General features: G+C 46.0%; 22 protein-coding genes. All 22 read right to left on the reverse strand.

Features of this window, described 5'->3' with window-relative positions:
• Window positions 1–44 precede the first annotated feature (44 nt).
• On the reverse strand, window positions 45–725 hold the full coding sequence (locus tag AB4493_RS07960) for an urease accessory protein UreF (protein ID WP_065584651.1): 681 nt from the start codon (window positions 723–725) through the stop codon (window positions 45–47).
• Window positions 726–767: 42 nt separating this feature from the next.
• Window positions 768–1,364 (reverse strand): HupE/UreJ family protein, encoded by a 597-nt coding sequence (locus AB4493_RS07965; RefSeq protein ID WP_017079882.1) that lies wholly within the window; start codon window positions 1,362–1,364, stop codon window positions 768–770.
• A gap of 235 nt (window positions 1,365–1,599) precedes the next feature.
• Window positions 1,600–2,052, reverse strand: coding sequence for an urease accessory protein UreE (gene ureE / locus AB4493_RS07970; RefSeq protein ID WP_017062501.1), 453 nt, complete (start codon window positions 2,050–2,052; stop codon window positions 1,600–1,602).
• A gap of 130 nt (window positions 2,053–2,182) precedes the next feature.
• Window positions 2,183–3,886 carry an urease subunit alpha gene (gene ureC, locus AB4493_RS07975; protein ID WP_372154802.1) on the reverse strand — a complete coding sequence of 568 codons (1,704 nt, stop codon included), beginning with the start codon at window positions 3,884–3,886 and terminating at the stop codon, window positions 2,183–2,185.
• Between the two features lie 39 nt (window positions 3,887–3,925).
• Window positions 3,926–4,261: an urease subunit beta gene (locus AB4493_RS07980; protein WP_004735120.1), complete on the reverse strand. Its 336-nt coding sequence runs from the start codon at window positions 4,259–4,261 to the stop codon at window positions 3,926–3,928.
• Between the two features lie 11 nt (window positions 4,262–4,272).
• Window positions 4,273–4,575, reverse strand: a complete 303-nt coding sequence (gene ureA / locus AB4493_RS07985; protein WP_004735119.1) for an urease subunit gamma — start codon at window positions 4,573–4,575, stop codon at window positions 4,273–4,275.
• A gap of 133 nt (window positions 4,576–4,708) precedes the next feature.
• The gene (locus AB4493_RS07990; RefSeq protein ID WP_017062504.1) at window positions 4,709–5,656 is read right to left on the reverse strand and encodes an urease accessory protein UreD; all 948 of its coding nucleotides are present in this window, start codon (window positions 5,654–5,656) and stop codon (window positions 4,709–4,711) included.
• Complete coding sequence (gene urtE, locus AB4493_RS07995) at window positions 5,653–6,348, reverse strand: urea ABC transporter ATP-binding subunit UrtE (RefSeq protein WP_017062505.1); 696 nt, start codon at window positions 6,346–6,348, stop codon at window positions 5,653–5,655. Before urtE ends, AB4493_RS07990 begins: the two co-directional genes overlap by 4 nt.
• Window position 6,349: 1 nt before the next feature.
• Window positions 6,350–7,192: an urea ABC transporter ATP-binding protein UrtD gene (gene urtD / locus AB4493_RS08000; protein ID WP_017062506.1), complete on the reverse strand. Its 843-nt coding sequence runs from the start codon at window positions 7,190–7,192 to the stop codon at window positions 6,350–6,352.
• Window positions 7,189–8,361 (reverse strand): urea ABC transporter permease subunit UrtC, encoded by a 1,173-nt coding sequence (gene urtC / locus AB4493_RS08005; protein ID WP_017071842.1) that lies wholly within the window; start codon window positions 8,359–8,361, stop codon window positions 7,189–7,191. Before urtC ends, urtD begins: the two co-directional genes overlap by 4 nt.
• Window positions 8,362–8,371: 10 nt before the next feature.
• Window positions 8,372–10,000, reverse strand: a complete 1,629-nt coding sequence (urtB, locus tag AB4493_RS08010) for an urea ABC transporter permease subunit UrtB (RefSeq protein ID WP_372154804.1) — start codon at window positions 9,998–10,000, stop codon at window positions 8,372–8,374.
• A gap of 160 nt (window positions 10,001–10,160) precedes the next feature.
• Window positions 10,161–11,447, reverse strand: coding sequence for an urea ABC transporter substrate-binding protein (gene urtA, locus AB4493_RS08015; RefSeq protein ID WP_004735113.1), 1,287 nt, complete (start codon window positions 11,445–11,447; stop codon window positions 10,161–10,163).
• Between the two features lie 294 nt (window positions 11,448–11,741).
• The gene (locus AB4493_RS08020; RefSeq protein ID WP_017056199.1) at window positions 11,742–11,969 is read right to left on the reverse strand and encodes a zinc ribbon domain-containing protein; all 228 of its coding nucleotides are present in this window, start codon (window positions 11,967–11,969) and stop codon (window positions 11,742–11,744) included.
• Between the two features lie 36 nt (window positions 11,970–12,005).
• Window positions 12,006–13,007 (reverse strand): sensor domain-containing diguanylate cyclase, encoded by a 1,002-nt coding sequence (locus tag AB4493_RS08025; protein ID WP_029236536.1) that lies wholly within the window; start codon window positions 13,005–13,007, stop codon window positions 12,006–12,008.
• 289 nt (window positions 13,008–13,296) lie between these two features.
• Window positions 13,297–14,199, reverse strand: coding sequence for an alanyl-tRNA editing protein (locus AB4493_RS08030; RefSeq protein WP_372154807.1), 903 nt, complete (start codon window positions 14,197–14,199; stop codon window positions 13,297–13,299).
• A gap of 131 nt (window positions 14,200–14,330) precedes the next feature.
• The gene (gene der / locus AB4493_RS08035; RefSeq protein WP_017062511.1) at window positions 14,331–15,812 is read right to left on the reverse strand and encodes a ribosome biogenesis GTPase Der; all 1,482 of its coding nucleotides are present in this window, start codon (window positions 15,810–15,812) and stop codon (window positions 14,331–14,333) included.
• 158 nt (window positions 15,813–15,970) lie between these two features.
• Window positions 15,971–17,131, reverse strand: coding sequence for an outer membrane protein assembly factor BamB (bamB, locus tag AB4493_RS08040; RefSeq protein ID WP_372154809.1), 1,161 nt, complete (start codon window positions 17,129–17,131; stop codon window positions 15,971–15,973).
• A 10-nt stretch (window positions 17,132–17,141) separates the two neighbouring features.
• Window positions 17,142–17,756, reverse strand: a complete 615-nt coding sequence (locus AB4493_RS08045; protein WP_372154811.1) for a YfgM family protein — start codon at window positions 17,754–17,756, stop codon at window positions 17,142–17,144.
• Window positions 17,757–17,835: 79 nt separating this feature from the next.
• Window positions 17,836–19,104, reverse strand: coding sequence for a histidine--tRNA ligase (hisS, locus tag AB4493_RS08050; RefSeq protein WP_004735105.1), 1,269 nt, complete (start codon window positions 19,102–19,104; stop codon window positions 17,836–17,838).
• 70 nt (window positions 19,105–19,174) lie between these two features.
• On the reverse strand, window positions 19,175–20,296 hold the full coding sequence (gene ispG, locus AB4493_RS08055; protein ID WP_009848294.1) for a flavodoxin-dependent (E)-4-hydroxy-3-methylbut-2-enyl-diphosphate synthase: 1,122 nt from the start codon (window positions 20,294–20,296) through the stop codon (window positions 19,175–19,177).
• A gap of 7 nt (window positions 20,297–20,303) precedes the next feature.
• Window positions 20,304–21,260: a cytoskeleton protein RodZ gene (gene rodZ, locus AB4493_RS08060; RefSeq protein ID WP_372147193.1), complete on the reverse strand. Its 957-nt coding sequence runs from the start codon at window positions 21,258–21,260 to the stop codon at window positions 20,304–20,306.
• 440 nt (window positions 21,261–21,700) lie between these two features.
• Window positions 21,701–22,843 carry a bifunctional tRNA (adenosine(37)-C2)-methyltransferase TrmG/ribosomal RNA large subunit methyltransferase RlmN gene (locus tag AB4493_RS08065; RefSeq protein WP_019822113.1) on the reverse strand — a complete coding sequence of 381 codons (1,143 nt, stop codon included), beginning with the start codon at window positions 22,841–22,843 and terminating at the stop codon, window positions 21,701–21,703.
• Between the last annotated feature and the right edge of the window lie 337 nt (window positions 22,844–23,180).

Below are 23,180 nucleotides of genomic sequence, written 5' to 3' on the forward strand. Positions count from 1 at the left end.
TCTACTTCCTTATATTCTTTTTGCTACATCGTTCGCGCTAACCGCTACGAACGAAATAGTCGTGTGTATTGTGTTTCGTGCAATGAACTCGCTAATGCCATCGAAGGCGAAAAGCTGCCTATCATCCAATCTTCTATCGTGCGGGCCTTTTCGATCACCTCAGGAAAGGTGTTGGTGATATTAATCAATGCCAACTGACCATCGGTTTGACCTAAAGGCACTAACTTGACCCCTGCGGTAACGATGTTTTCAAGCCAACTCCATAAATAACCCTGCTTGAGGCTCTCTAAATCAATACCCCAATGCTGAGCCGCCATACACATGCCCAACAATTGGTTTGGATGACTATCAACAGAATCCACCAGCGAAATATCGATATCCAAGCGCTTCAACAAGGTGTTCAATGCATGCCCACGCTGCTTTTCTTCCGCTCGCAATTCACTGGTTTCACGGCTTGAGTATAAGTAGTTACACCAATGCTCAATCTCATCGATTTCACCCTTTTCTAGCGCGTGATAAAGACGCTCTAAGATAGGTAATTCCAAAGTTGCGACACTGGAACTGACGATGGTATTAAGCCACTGTTCCATGCTGTTGCGATCGGTCACCCACCCCGCTTCAACCGCTAACTCTAAGCCTTGCGAATAAGTGAACCCACCAATCGGCAACGATGGACTGATCAATTGAAACAGACGATAGACGGCTACATTTTCTGTTGTGGTCATAATCGTGCCCTCAGTCTTCCAGAATCAAATAAGTTCGAGAGCCTACGCGCCTAACAGCAATAGTGCGCTTGCTGAAGCCACGCCGACTGACAACCATTTAGAGTAAACCGCGCGACCAACAAAAGTACCGATAACCATCAGAGCCAAAGCACTGATACTCATGCCTGTTGCGAACTGAGTCAGGTTGCTCGCGGCTTCAACGCCGTGTGCGTAACCATGGAAAAACAACATAGCAATCGAAGCAACTAATACGCTGTTTACACGCTTGGTTGATGGTGAGAATACATGCCATAAACATAAGCTGACGACAAACAGAGAAGCGATAATGGCAGGCTCAACAATCACAGAGAAACCTAGGGCTTGGCCTGCGATAAGCCCTACCACTAAAGACACCAATCCACCGCCAATCAGAGCTGCTTTTGTCTTGGTGGAAAATGACAGTGCGCCAATTAATAAACCGAAAGCGATCAGCATGATCAGATGATCCATGCCAGTCACAGGGTGAGTTAAGCCAGACATAAACGAGTGAGACTCATGAACTGAATGCGCCCCATGTCCTGGGTGAGCGAAAGCCATCGTTGATGTTGTTAGAGAAGCTATTGTGAAAGTGCATAAGCCTGCAGCTGTTTTAAAGTTCATCGCGAGTTCCTTGCTTTATACCAATCGTAGTAAATAATTGCTCACCCTAGCTTGCTAAAATGCTCGATAACTGCGTTATAATTTTTGATTGTAGAATAACTACTTATCGAAAAATTATGCCTTGTTCTCAAGCCTTTTTTCTGCGCTATTGTTGATCACTTACTTACTGTGATTGGTATTATTGTTATTAATATCGTTGTTATATAAATCGTTTAGTGAGTCATCAATGACTCGATTAATGATGGTGATGATGTCCACCAGAGCGACCGCCATAAGCACCGCCTTCTGGTTCAAACGGTTGTTTCTCAGTGGTCACTTTCGCGCCTAAGCCTTCAACCATTTCATCTAAAACATGGTCGTGTTGATAACGAACCCAACCCGCTTCCACTTGCAGCGGAACATGACGGTTACCAAGGTGATACGCCACTCGCGTTAACAGGAGCAAGTCTTCACAGTAAACAGTCGAAACGGTTTCTGGTGCCGCTTTCACTTCTACGACTAAACCGCATTTACTTGAGAGTTGTTCGCCACCACGCAAGATATGACCTCGTGGTAGAAACAGTCCGGCATTGCGCCCGTCATCGAGCATCACCTTAAGACGGCTCTTAATGCGGCTATCGATCGGCAGGCTTAAGTAGCCGTCCGGTGCATTTTGTATTTGAGTATTCAGTTGAGTCAGTTCAATCATGCTATTACCTCAATCTCCTTGTGAGATTTATAACGTTTAAATTAGGAGCCTTCAGCCTAAAAGCCCTTAGCTAAGAGCTAGAACAAGAGCCTTCAGCTCAGCGCTAAAATAAAAGCCTTCAGCCGAGCTCTTAAAATAGAAAATACCGTTGTGCCATTGGTAGTTCTTCAGCAGGCTCACAAGTTAGCAATTCACCATCGGCGCGTACTTGATACGTCTGAGAGTCGACCTCAATTTTTGGCATCCAATCGTTGAGCTTCATGTCGGCTTTGCTGATATTTCGGCAGTTGCTCACAACACCAATCAAGCTCTGCAAACCCAATTGCTTATCAATGTTCTGCGCCTTGGCTTCCTTAGAAACAAACAACATTGATGTGTTTTGACATGCCTTGCCGTAGCTACCAAACATTGAACGGTAATGGACTGGCTGAGGTGTTGGGATTGAAGCATTTGGGTCACCCATCGGCGCCATGGCGATCATGCCGCCTTTCAAAATCACACTAGGTTTCACACCAAAGAAAGCGGGCTTCCACAACACTAAGTCTGCTAATTTCCCTGCTTCGATAGAACCGATTTCATGAGACATACCATGAGTGATCGCTGGGTTGATGGTGTACTTAGCGACATAGCGTCTTAATCGGAAGTTATCGCTGTAGTCTGAATCTTCTTTTAGGCTGCCGCGCTGAACTTTCATCTTGTGCGCAGTTTGCCAAGTTCGACTGATCACCTCGCCTACACGTCCCATTGCTTGTGAGTCCGAAGCGATCATCGAAAAGGCACCTAAGTCATGAAGAATGTCTTCTGCGGCAATGGTTTCACGGCGGATACGTGACTCTGCGAACGCGACATCTTCAGCAATCGATGGTGACAAGTGATGACAGACCATCAACATGTCTAAGTGCTCATCGACGGTATTGATGGTGTAAGGGCGTGTTGGATTGGTTGAGGAAGGCAAAACATTCGGCTCACCTGCAGCACGAATAATATCGGGAGCATGACCACCGCCCGCACCTTCGGTGTGATAGGTATGAATCACGCGGTCGCCGATTGCGCCAAGTGTCGATTCAACAAAACCAGATTCATTCAGAGTGTCGGTATGAATCGCAACTTGTACGTCCATCTCGTCAGCCACACTCAAACAGGTATCGATTGAAGCGGGAGTGGTTCCCCAGTCTTCGTGTAACTTCAAACCCACCGCGCCTGCCGCTACTTGCTCACGTAGTGCTTCTGGCTGACTGGCATTGCCTTTGCCTAACAAACCAAAGTTCATCGGGAATTGATCGAGTGACTCTAGCATGCGGTGCATGTTCCAAGGCCCCGGTGTGCATGTGGTCGCGTTAGTACCTGTGTTTGGTCCAGTGCCACCGCCGATCATGGTTGTCACACCTGACGCCAGTGCTTCTTCAATCTGTTGTGGGCAAATAAAATGAATGTGTGAATCAATACCACCAGCAGTCAAGATTGAACCTTCGCCTGCTAAAATTTCCGTGCCCGGGCCAATCACAATATCAACGCCCGGTTGAACATCTGGGTTGCCCGCTTTGCCCAATGCCTGAACTCGACCATCTTTGACTGCGACATCGGCTTTTACGATGCCCCAGTAATCCAACACAATCGCGTTAGTGATCACCAAATCTGGAGTTTCGGCACTTGGACGTTGGCTTTGCCCTTGTCCATCACGGATAACTTTGCCGCCGCCGAATTTCACTTCGTCGCCGTATACGGTGTAATCTTTTTCAACTTCTAGCCATAAATAAGTGTCAGCAAGACGCACTCGGTCACCGACTGTTGGCCCAAACATTTCGGCATAAGCCTGTTTGGATATCGTCGCCATGTTCAATCCTTTGTTATTTTCATTATTCCGTGGGAGCGCTTAGAGCTTGCCCATCACCTTTCCTTGGAAGCCATAGATCTCTAACTTACCGGCGTAACGCACTAACTCGACGCTCCGCGACTGACCCGGCTCAAAGCGGGTTGCGGTGCCCGCAGGAATATTGAGTCGAAAACCTTTAGTGGCTTCTCGGTCAAAGATCAGCGAAGGGTTTGCTTCATAGAAGTGGTAATGAGAGCCAATTTGAACAGGACGATCGCCAATGTTTTGTACCTTAACGGACGTTGTGTCTCGGCCTTCATTGAGAGTGATGTCACCCGGTGCGGTTTCTACTTTTCCGGGAACGAATCCTGAGTATTGTTTTGTGGAACCAGCCATATTACTTCTCCCTACACGATAGGTTCATGAACGGTCACCAGCTTGGTGCCATCAGGAAAAGTGGCTTCGACTTGTACATCAGGGATCATGGAAGGGATCCCCTCCATAACGTCATCGACAGTAAGAAGTGTGCGTCCAAAATCCATTAATTCTGAAACGGTTTTACCCTCGCGGGCACCTTCGAGAATGGCACTGCTGATCAGTGCGATAGATTCTGGGTAGTTGAGCTTTAAGCCTTTTTGCTTGCGCTGCTGTGCCAGCATTCCTGCGCAGAAGATAAGTAGCTTATCTTTTTCTCTTGGTGTTAATTCCATTTAGCCGCCCGCTGTTAGTGTTGTTTTCTTATTGCTCAAAAACGCATGAGCAGTAAGTGGGATTCAATCACAGCAAGCTTGAAAAAATGTACCTAGGGTCGGAAGTCACCCTAGGTACAAAAAGGGCTAATCGCTAAGTCGCCCAAATCCTTGGTAAATCAGGAGTCGTACCACATAAATGAGAGCGAGTTGCTTGCCAAATCTGACCAAAGGCTTGGAGGATATCTTCACTCCAATTACCCAAGGCTCGCACCACAATCAATCCTTCTATCTGAGTAGCACCCAATATTAATGTGGGCTCACTCGACGTTTTTGATGTAACTGATTGCTGTGAAGCTTGCTGTGTAATAGATATGAGCAAGCTCTGTACCAACTCTAGATCTTGCTTCTCATTTGAGGTGATATAAAAGGTTCCCATCATTGAATAATCAAGTAACCCCATATTTATCATTAACTTATCGCCACCATGAAAATTAAAGCCTTCAGTCAGAAGCCTTTGATTATCAAGATAGATTTCTGTTTTCCCAACGAGATGACCATGCTCGAATCCCTCATTCTGTGCAGGGCGTCCAAAACAGTGCATCTCCCAACCCCAAAACTGTGCACCCTTTTCTAGGCGAATTTCAGTATCTAAACGAACGTGTGCATTCGGGAAAAAGATGTTCTCTTGCGGCATCCATTCCAAGCGTGCATCTTTCTTCACTCGTAGGGTCTGCTTCTGCTTGGCGTACTTGTTGTTTGAGCGATAAAACTTGGTCGCACCGGGTGTGGTAATCAACGCGTGAGCACCGTGCTCAAGATTCACGTTAATATTGAGAGTGTCACCACCTACCACTCCGCCGGGGGGATGGAGTAAGTAGGTGTGACACGTTTCCCCATCAGGATACAGGGGGCGTTGCACCGCAAGCGGACCAGACTGCTGACGATTCTTTAATACGGTTTTATCACCGCGGTCGACAAAAGTCAGATTTAGGCTTGCTTGCCAACCATCTCGAATATCTTGTTCGATGGTTTCATTCAGAGATAAAGCTTCTACTAAAGAAGCCTTGCTTACTTCATTCGGAGAAAAGAGAGAATTCATACGGTTAGGTACTCCTTAATCAAGGACTCATCGAGCCCTGTCATTTCACCTTCTGCCACTTGGCGTCCACGGTCGATAATGCAAAAACGGTCACCGACCTTTCTTGCAAACGGCAGCTTCTGTTCAACCAACAGAACCGTGAGCCCCATTTTCTCGTTGAGCATGCGAATGATGTCGCCAATCTCTTGCACAATATTGGGTTGAATACCCTCCGTCGGCTCATCCAAGATCAATAGCTTTGGATTAACCACCAGCGCACGCCCAATCGCTAGCTGTTGCTGCTGGCCACCCGATAAATCACCACCGCGACGATGTAGCATCTCTTTTAACACTGGGAAAATATCGAAGATGAATTCAGGGATCTTGCGGTCACCCTTTTTACGAATCGGTAAACCGACCTCTAGATTTTCTTGAACAGTGAGCATTGGGAAGATCTGGCGACCTTGCGGTACATAGCCGATCCCTTGGCGTGGACGGTCCTCGGCATCGGTTTTCAAAAGTGACTCACCCGATAAGGAGATGTCACCGCTTTCAACCTTCACCAACCCCATAATGCATTGCAGTAAGGTGGTTTTACCGACACCATTTCGCCCCATTAGCACCGTGCATTTACCTTCTGGGATCTGCATATCCAAATCCCACAGCGTGTGGCTCTCACCGTAATATTGATTAACTGATTTAACCTCTAGCATCCTATTCTCCGAGATAAACTTGTTTAACTTCAGGGTGAGCCTGCACTTGATCCATGGTGCCTTCAGCCAACACATGACCTTGATGAAGCACGGTGACATGGCTGGCGATAGAACGAACGAAATCCATATCATGTTCAACGACCACAACCGAGTGCTTACCTGCCAGTGAGTTAAGTAACTCAGAGGTGCGATCCATTTCTTGGTGAGTCATACCTGCCACGGGTTCATCCACCAGCAACAGCTTAGGGTTTTGCATCAATAGCATGCCGATCTCTAACCACTGCTTTTGTCCGTGAGACAGGTTACCTGCCAAATTCGCCGCTTCGTCTTTTAAATGAATCAGCTCAAGTACCGAGGTCAATTTGTCTTTCTGTTCACCAGACATCACAGCGGTGAACGTCGCCCACACTGAGCGGTCACCGGCCATGGCTAATTCAAGGTTCTGCCACACAGTTAAACACTCAATCACGGTCGGTTTTTGGAATTTACGCCCAACGCCTGCATTGGCGATTTCGGCTTCGTTCATCTTCAATAAGTTGATGTTCGAACCCAACCACACCTCGCCGGTGTCTGGCTTAGTTTTACCTGTGATAATGTCCATCATGGTGGTTTTACCTGCGCCATTAGGACCTATGATACAGCGTAGCTCTCCCTCTTTGATGTAGAGGTTGAGGTCGTTTATCGCTTGGAAACCATCGAAGCTTTTGTTGACGCCTTCGACATACAACAGCACGTTATGTCGAGTATCGATGGCAGGATGAATATCGGGTTTGAGGTAATCAAAGACTTCGTCTCGACGAGTGAACGCCTGAACCGATTCCTTTACGCTATTAAATGTGGTCATGCGATCACCTCCTTGGCCTTGTGCTGATCATCCTTATCTTTATCTTGGTTTTTCCCATTTGATGCCTTGCGCAGCTGCTGCCACTTTTCACTGACAAAGCCAATCACACCTTGTGGGAAGTACATGGTTGAGAGTACGAATAGTCCACCCAGAGCAAACAGCCACACCTCCGGGAACTCAACCGTAAACCAACTCTTGGCGTAGTTGATGATCAATGCACCGACAATGGCACCAAACAGAGTGGCACGACCGCCTAAGGCTACCCAAACCACAATCTCAATCGAGTTAAGAGGAGCAAATTCTCCCGGGTTAATGATGCCAACTTGAGGGACATATAAAGCCCCAGCAATACCAGCAATAACCGCTGAAAGAACGAAGACCCACAGCTTGATGCCATCGACGTCGTAGCCCATAAAGCGAGTACGTGACTCTGTATCACGAATCGCCAGTGCCACACTACCTAATCGACTGGTCACCACCATGCGACACGCGATGTAGCTGAGAATAAGCGCAATACCAGTCGCGACAAACAGACCTATCTTGACCGCATCACTCTGTAAGCTCAGGCCGATGATGTCTTTGAAATCCGTCAGCCCGTTGTTACCACCAAAGCCCATCTCGTTGCGGAAAAATGCCAGCATCAATGCGTAAGTTAACGCCTGAGTCATGATAGAAAGGTAAACCCCTGACACGCGAGAGCGAAAAGCCAGATAACCAAACAAGTAAGCCAACGCGCCCGGCACCAACACCACCATCAAGCAGGCGAACCAGAACTGATCAAAGCCCTGCCAAAACCACGGCAGCGCAGACCAATCAAGGAACACCATGAAATCTGGTAAGACTGGATCACCATAAACCCCACGGTCACCAATCTGACGCATCAAGTACATGCCCATCGCATAACCACCAAGCGCAAAGAAAGCACCGTGACCAAGACTCAAGATTCCGAGATAGCCCCACACTAGATCGAGCGCCAACGCCAACATTGCGTAGCTCAGGTATTTGCCCATTAGTGAGATAGTGAAAGTCTCGACATGAAGCGGGTGCCCACTTGGTAACATGGTGTTAGCCAGTGGGATAAGAATGACGGCCGCAAGAATGGCAAGGATGGTCAGTTGGCCACCTTTGTCACCACGCATTGCCGAAAGTACAAATGATTTTGACTGCATGATGTTGTCCTTAACCTTCAGCCGCACGACCACGTTGCGGGAAGAGTCCGCGTGGGCGTTTTTGAATAAACAGAATGATGAAAACCAGTACCAGAATCTTGGCGAGAACCGCACCAGCCCATGGTTCTAAAATCTTGTTGAAAAGACCAAGGCTTAAGCCAGCGACTAGCGTGCCCCATAGGTTGCCAACCCCGCCAAATACCACCACCATGAATGAGTCGATGATGTATGCCTGCCCCATATTTGGACCCACGTTGGTCAGTTGAGAAAGTGCCACACCCGCGACACCCGCAACGCCAGCGCCTAAACCGAAGGTCATCGCATCAACTCGCTCAGAACGAATACCCATCGCACGAGCCATGCCACGGTTTTGAGAAACCGCACGAACCTGTAAGCCTAGTGGTGTCTTTTTCAGAACCATTAATAAGCCCATAAACACCAAACCACAGAACAGGATGATATAAAGTCGGTTGTAAGTCAGGGACAACATTGGGTTCAATTGAAGTGCGCCAGACATCCATTCAGGTGTGCTCACTGAGCGGTTCAAAGGAGAGAAAATCGAGCGAACAGCCTGCTGCAAGATTAAGCTAATACCAAAGGTCGCGAGTAAGGTTTCCAATGGGCGACCATAAAGATGACGAATCACACTTCGCTCAATCGCAATGCCCACTAAGCCAGAAACAATGAATGCCGCTGGAATGGAAAGTATCAGCGCTAGGCCAATATGATTCGGCATCAACAACTGCAATACGTAGGTGGTGTAAGCGCCAATCATGATCAGCTCGCCATGAGCCATGTTGATAACGCCCATCACACCAAAGGTAATCGCTAAGCCAATGCCTGCCAGTACCAATACCGAGCCTAAGCTCAAACCGAAGAATACGGTTTCTACACCCGAATAGAGTGCTTGGCTTTGTTGATAGCTATCCATCGCACGTTCTGCTGCAGCGGTAATGCTTGGATCTTGCTCAGTGTTTAACAGTTGATTCAGTGTTTTCAGAACCACCGAGTGTTTGAAGTCACCAACTCGTTCAATTGAAGCCACACGATCTTCAATGGTGGCACTGTTATTAAGAGAAGTGGCAATCGCTAACGACAAATCCATTAGCTCAGCTACTTTGCCATCTGATTCATTGGCTCTGAGTTCAGTTAGTCGTTCGATAATGTCAGCGTCTTTGGTTCCTAACAAATCCAAAACCGCCTTATAACGCACATCAGGGTTGCCGCTGTTCAGTCCAATCGAGGCTATTTCCCCGCGTAATATCCCGCGAAGTTTGTTATTCACACGAACCTTTTTAAACTGTCTCGCATTCTCGATATTAAGCGTTGAATCATCCCATACTGACTGAGCTGACGTCGCTGTTTTGATACTTTGAATGAGGTAGAGCTGTTTGTACTGCTCGCTCTGTTTCTCATTGAAGTAGTAAAGGTTTCCGTTTAACCAGCCATCTAAAATAGCTTTCGACACGTCTCCTGTTTGCGTCTCAATCACCCAATCGATAGCTAATTCTTTATCCGATGTTTTCTTACCAACTAGCGCCTTGGTAAAGCTAGCTTCATCCGTTATTCCAGCAAAAGCCAACTGAGCACTGACTGCCATGAGCAACAGCACTTTAAATACGTTTAATACGTTTTTCATCCCTGCTTCCTTAACCAACCAAGTTAGATATTGTTATTTTTACTTGGAGGATGTGTGGATAGTGGTTGTTACCTGAAACGATGAGCCTTCCGTTCGCTTCGCCCGTTAAACAGACGCGTTCTTCCCAAACCGGAAGGCTCAATATTCCTGAATTGACGATCTAGTTACCGCCAGAACACTTCTTCGTTTCGACGTTAAACGCACCACATGAGAATGGCTTCGACCAGCTAGAGAACAGTTTTGCCGATTCAGGTAAGTAACTCGACCAAGCATCACCCGCCACTAGTCCAGTGGTTTCCCAAACGATATCGAATTGACCATCGTCTTGGATTTCACCGATCAGGACTGGTTTAGTAATGTGGTGGTTTGGCAGCATGGTAGAGTAGCCGCCAGAAAGGTTAGGTACAGACACGCCAATCAAGGCATCTTGCACAGATTCAGGATCGGTTGTGCCCGCATTAGTGACCGCTTGAGCCCACATATTGAAGCCAACATAGTGCGCTTCCATTGGGTCATTGGTGACACGCTTTTCACTCTTGATGAACGACTGCCACGTTTCAACGAACTCTTCATTAGCTTCAGTATCAACACTCATGAAGTAGTTCCATGCCGCTAGATGACCAACCAATGGTTCTGTGTCCATGCCTGACAGTTCTTCTTCACCAACAGAGAATGCAATAACTGGGATGTCTTCAGATGAAATGCCTTGAGCGCCTAGCTCTTTATAGAAAGGTACGTTCGCATCGCCGTTTACAGTAGAAACCACAGCGGTTTTCTTGCCAGCTTCACCGAACTTTTTGATGTCTGAAACGATAGATTGCCAATCAGAGTGACCAAATGGCGTGTAGTTGATCATGATGTCTTCTTCTGCGACACCTTTATCTTTTAGGTAGGCTTCTAAGATCTTATTGGTTGTACGTGGATAAACGTAATCGGTACCTGCAAGTACCCAGCGCTCGACTTCAAGCTCTTCCATCAAGTAATCCACTGCTGGGATCGCTTGTTGGTTTGGCGCGGCACCGGTGTAGAAAACGTTTTTAGAAGACTCTTCACCTTCATACTGTACTGGGTAGAAAAGGATGCTGTTGAGTTCTTCAAAGACAGGTAGCATGGATTTACGTGATACCGACGTCCAACCACCGAACACCACATCCACTTTCTCTTTTTCGATAAGCTCACGCGCTTTCTCAGCAAATAGCGGCCAGTTTGACGCAGGGTCAACCACGACAGGCTCTAGCTTCTTACCAAGCAAACCGCCCTTTTTGTTCTGCTCTTCGATGAGCATTAGCACGGTATCTTTTAGCGTTGTCTCACTGATCGCCATGGTGCCAGAGAGTGAGTGTAGAACACCGACCTTGATGGTCTCATCAGCAGCAAACACTGTTGCAGAAGAAAATGAAAGTGTTGTACACAGTGCAGCTAGCGATAAATTGAACACCTTGTTCATGATATTACTCCATAATTGTATTTTTGTTATTCAATTACAGAGTTACAAGAAGAGTGCCAAACTTATAAACCAACGAAATTATTTATAAGTAATTGTATTAATAGAATTTAAAAGAAACTCACACCAATAGAGTGCATAGCAATCATGTAACTATGTTTCATACTGGTGCAGTGACGGTGGGAATGAACCAAGATGCCACATTCCTGTTCTTCAGATACAAAAAAGACCCAACACTTTAGTATTGAGTCTCTGGTATAACATCACCGATGGTCGTTCAAACCATGTAGTTTAAGGCTATTCCGCAGGTTGAAATTCGAATTTTACTCTCGACTTTGATTTCAACTCGTTGCAATCACCGTTGCAAAAATAGCTCGCCGCACCACAGGCTTGAAGCTTCTCAAGTTGGCTGCTGCACTCAGGGCAAAACCCAACTTTAGTAAAGTGAGCCTGACAACTTTCACAATGATACTTGCCATCCCAAGCTAGCTCAGACTGGCACTTAGGGCAGATATTTTCACTCATTAGCATTTCCTAATTCACTACTATTTTTACAATCTACTACCGCTGAGACTTCGCTTGCTTGATTTGGTACATGTTCTTATCAGCTTGTGCGATCAACTGGTCTAATCCTTGAGGATCTTTGTCACAAGACAACCCAACACTCACTGAGAACTGCACATCATTGATATAAAGCGCTTGTTGCAGTGCTTTCTCTAAGCTGTGGTAGAAGCTAACAACGCTTTCTTGATCATCAAAGCAAGAGAACACCACAAACTCATCGCCACCATAACGGCCTATCTTGGCACATGCTGTGGTTGCCTCATCAAGAACTTCGGCAACCGCCAACAGCACATCGTCACCGAAACTGTGGCCATAGGTATCATTTATCGATTTGAACTTATCGACATCAACAAACAAACACGCCATCACCTTTTCAGAAAAGCATCGCTTGGCCAACACTTTCTCCGCTTCATTAAACAATGCGCGACGATTCAAGCAATGGGTTAAAGAATCTCGATTAGCGAAAAAGTTTAGCTGGTTCTCCAGCTCAAACTTCTCTAGTGCTACCGAATACAGGGAAGCCAGTAGCTCTAAGATCTCGAGCTCAAATTCATGTGGTTCAGAGATGTACTGACTATAAATAGCGAAGGTACCCAACACATTACCGCGTGACGAGATAATGGGGACCGACCAACAGGCATGCAAATTCGCTTGATTGGTGAGGGCCAGAAAAGGTGCCCAGTTTGGGTGTGCATTTATGTTGGAGATCATCACTGCTTTCTTAAGCGCAGCTGCCTCGCCACAAGAGCCTATCCCCGCACCAATTCCTACCCCTTCAATCTGTTGATTGTAAAAATCAGGCAGGTTTGGGGCATATTCAAGGTGTAACATTTTAGACTCTGAGTTGAGCAGTAGAATTGAAGCCATGCGCTGCCCAAAAAGCTGCTCGGTAAGCTGAATAATCTTGTGATTTAAATCTTTGCGATCCATCCCAAGCGCAAGCTTCCGTAGCAAGCTATTGACGGCTCGATGACCTTCTAATAAAAATTGTTGTTCCATTCACTAAGGCTTTCAATTGTGTAATCGGGTACAACTTGTTCTTATGCAAGCTTGTTATTGGTTAATAATAACACACTAAATTAGTACGACACACAATCGAAGATCATAGGTTGATCTTTCGCTTTATCTATTTTGATCAGCGATCTACCCCAAAAAGAATATTTATATCACCACACACCGAAAGCATAAGTTACATATGCTGCATTTCAATTTCAAATAGTCATTTATATCAAAAGTGACATGTAAAAATAAAATAAACAGCACAAGCCATTTCGATCTGTAGTCTAAATCATCGAATTACATGCGTCAGCATTTCAATGTTTTGGCCATCTAGCTGGGTCAGCTTAACGGACAGCGCACCAAGTTCTGAGGTATTTCCAATGTGTGTGCCACCACAAGGAATAGTGACCTGAGTATCTGCGTCAAGCTGCCACTCCCAGTAACGAGAGTCTGTTAACGCCTCGCCTTCTAGTCTCATCGCAACTGGCGTCGGCTCTGCAAGCCAGCCCGCAAGCATTTGGTTGATATCAGCTTCGATGTCATCAAGATTTGCTAGCATGTCTGCAACGTTCAAACCGCGCTTCTTCAGGGTTTTGCCTAAGCGATACTTATCGGTACACAGCTCTGGAGTCACAAAGCTCGTCACTTGTGCATAACTATTGAAGTCGTAACTGCCAAGCGGATCTTTTCTATCCGCATCTTTACGCCAGTAGCGCTCAGCCAATACTTTATTCAAAGCTAGGAAAGCGATGTGGCCAGCACTGTGACCACGGCTCAAACTGGCTTGGTACTCTTTATCAACCGACAACACGACTTCGTCGTTAACCTTAATCATAGAAGCAGATGTAGGTAGCTGGTGGACAACAACAAACGCCCACCCTTCCGTATCACGCTTAACAGGGATATCTGCTGCGATATGAAGCTTGCCAGTAGATTGTTCTATAGCACCAACAAGGCAGTCTTCAACGGGAAATTGCACGTCACCAACATTCACAAAGCCTTGGTCTGCAGGGTGATCGGGCCAAATATGACTCACTGGGTGGAAAGGTGTCACGTCGGTGATCAGGTAAGTTTTGCTGTCATCGCTTTCAACGTACTGCGCTTTAGCATTGAGCTGCCAAGCCTGATGACAAAATTGAGTGATGGTTGGTGTGATTGCTGACACAGGTGTAATCAAATCGCTAGTAGTCATATCGTTCTTCTTCTGGAATCTAGTCTGATTCGTTGAGCCATGATGATAAAAACGTATTGTTATGGCTTAACGTGAATTTTGCTTAAAAAAATACCCGAGACAGGCTCGGGTATCAAATCTATTGGAAAGGTTTACTTACGACCTTTAACCATGCTCATCATACGTTTACGTTTACGTTCTTGAGAAATTGTCAGCTTGTTAGTCTTAGCTTCAAATGGGTTCTCGCTGTTCTGGAATTGAATGCGAATAGGTGTACCCATGATTTCTAGTGAACGACGGTAGTAGTTCATCAAGAATCGTTTGTATGAATCTGGCAAGTTACGAACTTGGTTGCCGTGGATAACGATAATCGGTGGGTTGTAGCCACCAGCGTGCGCGTATTTCAGTTTCACACGACGGCCACGAACCATAGGCGGTTGGTGATCATCAGTCGCCATCTTCATGATACGAGTTAGCACAGAAGTACCAACACGAGTAGTCGCTGATTTGTAAGCTTCTTGTACAGACTCAAACAAGTGACCAACACCTGTACCGTGAAGTGCAGAGATAAAGTGAATACGTGCGAAATCAACGAAGCCTAAGCGACGGTCTAGCTCTTTCTTAACGCGTTCTTTAACGTCGTTATCTAGGCCATCCCACTTGTTTACGGCAATAACAATTGAACGACCAGCGTTCAACGCAAAGCCTAGCAAGCTTAGATCTTGATCAGAGATGTTTTCGCGAGCATCGATAAGCAGCAATACAACGTTAGCATCTTCAATCGCTTTCAGTGTTTTAACCACTGAGAACTTCTCTACCGTTTCGTTGATGTTTTTACGACGACGAACACCCGCAGTATCGATTAGAACGTATTCACGCTCGTCACGCTGCATTGGGATGTAGATAGAGTCACGAGTCGTACCTGGCATATCGTAAACAACCACACGCTCTTCACCAAGAATACGGTTCGTTAGCGTTGATTTACCTACGTTAGGACGGCCAATGATCGCTAGTTTGATCGGTTGATCTTGAAGACGCTTGAATTCTGCTTCAGCTTCTTCTTCTGTAAATTCAACCTGCTCTTCTTCTTCGTCTTCAAACTCAGTTAAGTCGCTTACTTCGCCATTCTCAGCTTTTAGCGCTTCTGCGAATGGGTTAAGAGCAAGGTCAATAAGTGCAGTAACACCACGACCATGCGCCGCAGCGATTTGGTACATGTCTTCTACACCTAGTTGCCAGAAGTCAGCACTTGCAGCATCAGGGTCGATACCATCAACCTTGTTTACTACTAGCATTGAAGGCTTTTCTAGTTGACGTAGGTGCTTAGCAATCGCCACGTCTGAAGGTGTTAGACCCGCACGGCCATCTACCATAAATAGAACGACATCAGCTTCATCAATCGCCGCTAGCGACTGTTCAGCCATTTTAGTTTCAACACCTTCTTCAGTACCGTCGATACCGCCAGTGTCAATAACAATAAAGTCATGCTCGCTAAAATGAGCATGACCGTATTTACGGTCACGCGTTAAGCCAGGGAAATCCGCAACCAATGCATCACGAGTTCGAGTCAATCGGTTAAATAACGTAGATTTACCTACGTTCGGACGCCCTACTAGAGCAACAACAGGTACCATAACAACCTCTACAATTTCTTCTCTAAATGTAGTTATAGGTAAGCACTTGTTCGCAAGTTTAAACTCTTACCTATAACCACACGGTTTATTAATTTTTAACAACAAAACGGCTCCTGGCTGTTACCAACCAGGAGCCGACTGTGAATTATATCACGCTTTTATTGGCTAATCGTTAGTTTCTTTACATCGCCATTGCGCGTCGTCACTAAGTAGCCTTCAGGCAGTTCAATTGGTGCAACCGCAAAGCCGCTATCATCGACAAGCTGTTGAGCAACAAACTCACCCGATGAACGATCCAACCAGTGCAGATAACCTTCAGTATCACCCACGACTACATAACCATTAATAATAGCAGGTGCTGTCAGTAAGCGGTTTTCTAACAATGGAGTGCTCCACAGTTCAGTACCACTACGCGCATCAACCGCAACCACATGGTCTTTGTCGGTAACAACGAACAAACGGCTACCATCACTTGCTAAATCAATCGCTGATGAGTAGTTACGTTTCCAAATTGGCTTACCAGAACGAAGGTCGATAGCAATCAGCTGACCATTGATACCTACGGTATACAGGGTGCCACCAAGAACAATTGGAGATGCATCAACATCAACCAAACGATCAATTTCCGTTGCACCTTTTGGTGTGCCTACTGGCTGTTGCCAAATAAGCTGACCACGGTCAACGATAGCCGCAGCTAGACGACCATTTGCTGTACCCCAGAATACACCACCAGAAACTGCAACAGGCGAGCTATCGCCACGGAGTGTTAGGCTTGGCACTTCAGTACTGATGGTCCACTTTTGTTCGCCACTTGCTTGATCTAGCGCGATCAACATACCGCGACTGGTATGAACAATGACCATGTTGCTATCAGTTGCTGGGGATGCAAGCATCTCGCCATTCACTGATACACGCCACAGCTCTTCACCGGTCGATTCTTCCAGTGCGATCACTTCGCCATTTTCAGAACCAACAAATACTTTACCGTAAGCCGCCGTTAAGCCACCCGATAAACGAGCCAGTACGTCTTTCTCAAGATCGACTTTCCACAGCTCTTTACCTGTATCAGGATCAAGCGCTTTAACCATACCTTCACGGCTTGCAACAAACACTTTGTCGTAAGCCAATTCTGGCGTTAGTTTTGAAAAGTAGTGACCAACACCATCACCAACCGACGTAGACCATTCCTGACTAGGAGTGAACTCGCTGTTTACCGTTGGTACTGGAGCCATGATTACGGTGTCTTCTTCACCCGCACAGCCAGCTAGTAGGCCAAGAGCAATCGCACACAACGCCGCTTTTGGAAACATCTTCTTCATTCAAAGCGCCTTATTTAGCTAGGTCGTCAAGTTTGATTTGAAGCGTTTGGCTAGCATCAACAGCTTGCTGTGCTTCTGTGTAAGCACTGTATGCTGCGTCAGTGTCGCCTTTACGAAGTGAGATATCACCACGCAGTTCAGCAACACGGCCTTTCCAAGATTCATCAGTCATAGCAGCAAGATCAGTCAATGCTGCGTCAAATTCACCTTGCTCAGCTTTAATGCGTGCAACACGGTAAGTAAGTAGTGGCGCAAGTGCCGCATCCTTAGTTGCCGATTTTGCCCACTCTAGCTGTTCAAGTGCTGCTGCTAGCTCACCCGCTTGCACTTGTACTTTTGCTAATTGCATAGCTGCAAGTATTGAGTACTCAGCGTCTTTGTTTGCGTCGATGAAAGCTTGAATATCAGATTGAGCATCAACGCCCTTAGTATCAAGAGCTGAAATTACAGAGGTGTAGCTTTCTGAAGCTGCTTCACGCGCTTCAACGACTGAATCTTGGTAATAGCGCCAGCCAAATAGACCACCTAAACCAATAACCGCACCAAAGATTACGGCTTTACCGTTCTCTTTCCACCAATCTTTAATGGCTTCAACTTGTTGCTCTTCGCTATCGTAAAGTTCCACTTCCTGTCCTCTTTAATTCTTTAAACGCCAGCATAGTGCTGACGTTAGTATTCATTATGAGCGTTTGCTCAATGGCTAATTAGATTAGCGCAGCAACTTTCTCTGCAACTTCCGTTTGAGACACGGTTTCTTGCTCGCCGCCAACCAGATCTTTTAGCACAACTGTATTGTCAGCAACTTCGTTCTCACCAAGTACCAGCGCCACAACAGCACCTACTTTGTCAGCACGTTTGAATTGCTTCTTGAAGTTACCACCACCGAAGTGGTTCATTACACGCACGCCTTCAACGGTGTCGCGTAATTGATTCGCTAACTGCATGCCCGCGATCATAGTACCTTCGCCAGCAGCAACTACGTATACATCAACGCTACGACGAACTTCTGTTAGCTCTAGCGTTTCCATCATCAGAACCAGACGCTCTAGACCCATTGCGAAGCCAACTGCATTGGTTGCTTTGCCGCCTAGTTGCTCAACAAGACCATCGTAACGACCGCCGCCACATACTGTACCTTGAGCACCAAGGCTGTCTGTGATCCACTCAAATACAGTGCGGTTGTAGTAATCTAGGCCACGTACTAGACGCTCATTAACTTGGTATTCGATACCAACAGCGTCAAGAAGTTCACACAAACCAGCAAAATGTTGCTTCGATTCTTCACCTAGATATTCAGATAGTCGAGGTGCGTCACCTAAGATAGCTTGAACATCAGGGTTCTTAGTATCAAGTACACGTAGAGGGTTAGTGTGCATGCGACGTTTGCAGTCTTCGTCAAGCACATCAATGTGTTGCTCAAGGAAAGCCACTAACGCAGTGCGGTAGCTAACGCGATCTTCTTGAGAACCGATTGAGTTCAGCTCTAGGCGAACGTGCTTGTCGATGCCTAGCTCACGCCATAGACGTGCTGTCATCATGATAAGTTCTGCGTCAACGTCTGGACCGTCTAGGCCAAACACTTCAACACCACATTGGTGGAATTGACGGTAACGACCTTTTTGAGGACGCTCGTGACGGAACATAGGGCCCATGTACCATAGGCGCTGTTCATCACGGTTGATAAGGCTGTTTTGAATACATGAACGAACACAACCTGCTGTGCCTTCTGGACGCAGCGTTAGGCTATCGCCATTGCGGTCGTCAAAGGTGTACATCTCTTTAGAAACAACGTCTGTCTCTTCACCAACTGCACGGCTAAATAGGTTTGTTTCTTCAACGATAGGCATACGTACTTCGTTGTAACCGTATGCGCTCACCACGCTTTTAACTGCGCTTTCTACTTTCTGCCACAGTGGTGATTGAGTTGGAAGGCAGTCGTTCATGCCTCGAATTGCTTGGATATTTTTAGCCACAGTATTTATTCCGTAATTTCTCACGACCAGGTGTTAGTGCGAATAGACAATCACACCCCATCGCGTTGTATTAATCTTCTAAGTTTTCTACATCAATGCGATTTGCTTTATCAAGCACTGACGCTTTTGCACGAATCTTAGCTTCAAGTTTGTCGACAAGGTCATCGTTGTCGAAGCGCTCTTTCTGACGCTTACCGTCTTCGTAGAAGGCACTCTTACGAGCACTACCGGCTAAACCTAAGTGAGACACTTCTGCTTCACCAGGGCCGTTAACCACACAACCGATGATTGACACATCCATTGGAGTAATCACGTCTTCTAAGCGTTCTTCAAGGGCATTAACGGTGTTAATAACATCGAACTCTTGACGAGAACAGCTCGGGCACGCAATGAAGTTGATGCCACGCGAACGAATGCGCAAAGATTTAAGAATATCAAAGCCAACTTTGATCTCTTCAACCGGATCAGCCGCTAGCGAGATACGCAGCGTATCGCCGATACCTTCAGAAAGAAGCATACCTAAACCTACCGCTGACTTCACAGAGCCAGCACGCGCACCACCCGCTTCGGTAATGCCAAGGTGAAGAGGTTGATCAATCTGCTTAGCCAGCAAACGGTAAGAACCGACTGCTAGGAATACATCAGACGCCTTAACGCTGACTTTGAATTGATCAAAGTTCAGACGGTCTAGGATATCTACGTGACGCATTGCTGATTCAACAAGCGCTTCTGCTGTAGGTTCTGTGTATTTCTCTTGGATCTCTTTCTCAAGAGAACCGCCGTTAACACCAATACGAATCGGAATATTCATATCACGTGCACAATCAACAACTGAGCGGATACGGCTTTCGTTACCGATGTTGCCTGGGTTAATACGCAGACAGTCAACGCCGTATTCGGCCACTTTTAGGGCGATACGGTAGTCGAAGTGAATATCAGCAACCAAAGGAACAGAGACCTGCTGCTTGATTAGCTTAAAGGCTTCAGCGGCATCCATAGTCGGTACAGATACGCGAACGATATCAGCGCCAACTTTTTCCAGAGCTCTAATTTGAGCAACGGTCGCGGCTACATCTGTTGTTCTTGTGTTGGTCATGGATTGCACAGCAATTGGTGCGCCATCACCGATCGGCACATCACCCACATAAATACGGGTTGATTTGCGACGAATAATAGGAGATTCGTGTTGCATATTAACTCTAAGGTAAGGTTATTCTAGCTACTTTGCCTGAAGTATACCCAGAAAGGTCGACAGGTTCACTTGCAAATGTCATTGATACGCCTTCTGGCGCACCTAGAATCACTTTATATGGCGCAGTTCCTGAAAGATTTAACGACTGACCTGCTTTTTTGATGCCAGTCGACAAGGTTTTACCCGTTGCATCTTTTACTTGGATCCAGCAATCAGCAGAGAACTGCATGACTAGCTCGTTAGCCACAGCTTCAGGAGCAGTGCTTGCTTCAACCGCTTCTGCATTCGCAGCAACTTCAGCAGTTGGCTCTGTCTCTGTTGCTTGTTGTGCAGGAGTTTCGTCAGCTGGAGTAACAGCATCTGAAGTATCTTCCGCATCGCTTATCGCAGCAAGGCCTTCAGTATCTTCAACAACAGAAGCACCCGCTTCATTTTGTTCAGCTTCAATCACTTCTAAAGATGTGAATTCAGGGGCAAGTGATTCTTCTACCGCGAGCTCTTCTGAGCTTTCGGTATTCGCTAAAGATTGAGATAGGGTGTCTTGTTGTTGGTTCTGCCACCACCAAAGTGAGGAGATACCCGCAATGACCGCAAAAATACTCCAAGTCAGGATCATAATACGGCTGTTGTGCTTCTCGGTTTTGGTCTTACGAGAAAAGCTCAACATTTCTTGCTCTTGATGCTGAGCATCACCGGCATGATGCAGCGCACTCAATACGACTTTTTCGTCAAGATTGACGTATTTCGCGTATGAACGAATATAGCCACGCATAAACGTCGCCACTTGATCTGACTCGAATTGGTTTTCTTCAATTTGTTGGATCAGCGTAACGCGAAGTTTCAAGCGATCAGAAATCTGCTTTTGCGTTAAACCAAGAGATTCTCGTTTGTTCTTAAGCAGCGTTCCCGCTTCCAAAGCTGGAGCTACGGTTTCTTGCGTTTGTGTATCTTGTTCTGTGTTCATAGAGAGTGAACTTCTAAAGTATTATCGCAGGTTGAGGAGAGCGTTTTCTTATTGTCGTTTAAGCTCAATCTAACAACCCACGTTATGTGGAATTTTTCCTGCTATCTAAATCATCAACCCTTAAAGGCGAACATCATTCATTTGTTATGGATGACCTTCTCAAGAAGCTAGTTTATCAAGTAGCCAACCTAAATAGACATATTGATGATCAGTAGCAAGCGAGCACTTAAATTAATTTAAGATTAGTTAATCATAAGCTAATGCCATTACAAGGCAAAAACACTTTAAACAAAATTTACCGTCAGCTCATGGTTTTGTCCAAAATTTGACGAAAAATGTAAGAAAGCGTGGGCAAGAAGTCCAAAAAATCAAAAACTGTACCCCAGAAAAGCAACAAGCCAGAAGTAGGACTTCTGGCTTGTTTAGGTTCTAATCGCGTTTTATACCGCTTTTACTTCAATCACACCACCGGCAATCAAGTTCGCTTCAGAGGCTGCTTTGATCATTTTGGTACGTTTGGTTCTATCAATCACATCACCGACTAACTGACCACACGCGGCATCAATATCATCACCACGAGTCTTACGAACGGTTACTGTGTAGTTGTATTCCATCAGCGTTTTTTGGAAGCGATCAATACGAGAGTTGCTTGGCTTCTTATAAGGCGAACCCGGGTAAGGGTTGAATGGAATCAAGTTGATCTTACAAGGCGTCTCTTTCATTAGCTCTGCAAGTTCACGTGCGTGGTCCATATCATCATTCACATGATCCAATAGCACGTACTCAACCGTTACTTTACCGCGGTTAGCGTTTGAAGATGCAATGTAACGACGAACAGATGCTAGGAAGTCTTGGATATCCCAACGGTCGTTGATCGGCATGATTTGGCTACGTAGTGCATCGTTTGGCGCATGTAGAGAAATAGCCAATGCGACATCGATGTTGTCTGTCATTTGGTCAAGGCCAGAAACAACACCAGAAGTTGATACGGTTACACGACGCTTAGACAGTGCGAAACCTAGATCATCAAGCATGATTTCTAATGATGGCATTAGGTTCTTCATGTTCAATAGAGGCTCACCCATACCCATCATTACAACGTTAGTAATTGGACGACGACCGGTTTCTTTTTCTAGGCCGATTTCGCGAGATGCGCGCCAGATTTGGCCAACAATCTCTGAAACTTTTAGGTTACGGTTGAAGCCTTGTTGAGCTGTAGAACAGAACTTACATTCAAGTGCACAACCAACCTGTGAAGATACACATAGCGTCGCACGGTCACCATCTGGGATGTATACCGTTTCAACGTCTTGGTCGCCAACGCTCATCGCCCATTTAATTGTGCCATCTGAAGAGTGTTGAGCTTCAGAAACAACAGGTGCAACAATCTCACAGCGACGTTGAAGTTTCTCACGTAACTTTTTGTTGATGTTATTCATTTGTTCGAAGTCATCGACACCGAAGTGATAAATCCACTTCATCACTTGCTCTGCTCGAAACGCTTTCTCATTCAGTTCTTCTGTGAAAAATTTACGAAGACCTTTACGATCAAAATCGAGTAGATTGACTTTAGCTGTGGTCATGATGCCTCTCAATGACGGAACAATAATTAAGGGCGCGAATTGTACAGGCTTTACGCAACTTCAACAAGCATTGTAAAACCCTGTGTTTATTAAGACATTCAAACTTAAGCGATTAAAATTTGAACGATTGTATTTATCGGCCTGAGATTACCCAATTTAAACAAAGATTCCCGATTACACTCCTTCGTCGCTTTCGGGAATGACGTAAATAATCACCAATTGCTCGATAATATTTACCACGAGATGGTTGCTCCAAAGTTCCCCGTCATTCCAGAACTGAGGAACGAAGTATCTGGAATCTCCAATAACAAAAACAGATTCCCGATTACGCTCCTTC

Source organism: Vibrio sp. 10N.222.55.A1 (assembly GCF_041473835.1).
Classification (GTDB): domain Bacteria; phylum Pseudomonadota; class Gammaproteobacteria; order Enterobacterales; family Vibrionaceae; genus Vibrio; species Vibrio crassostreae_C.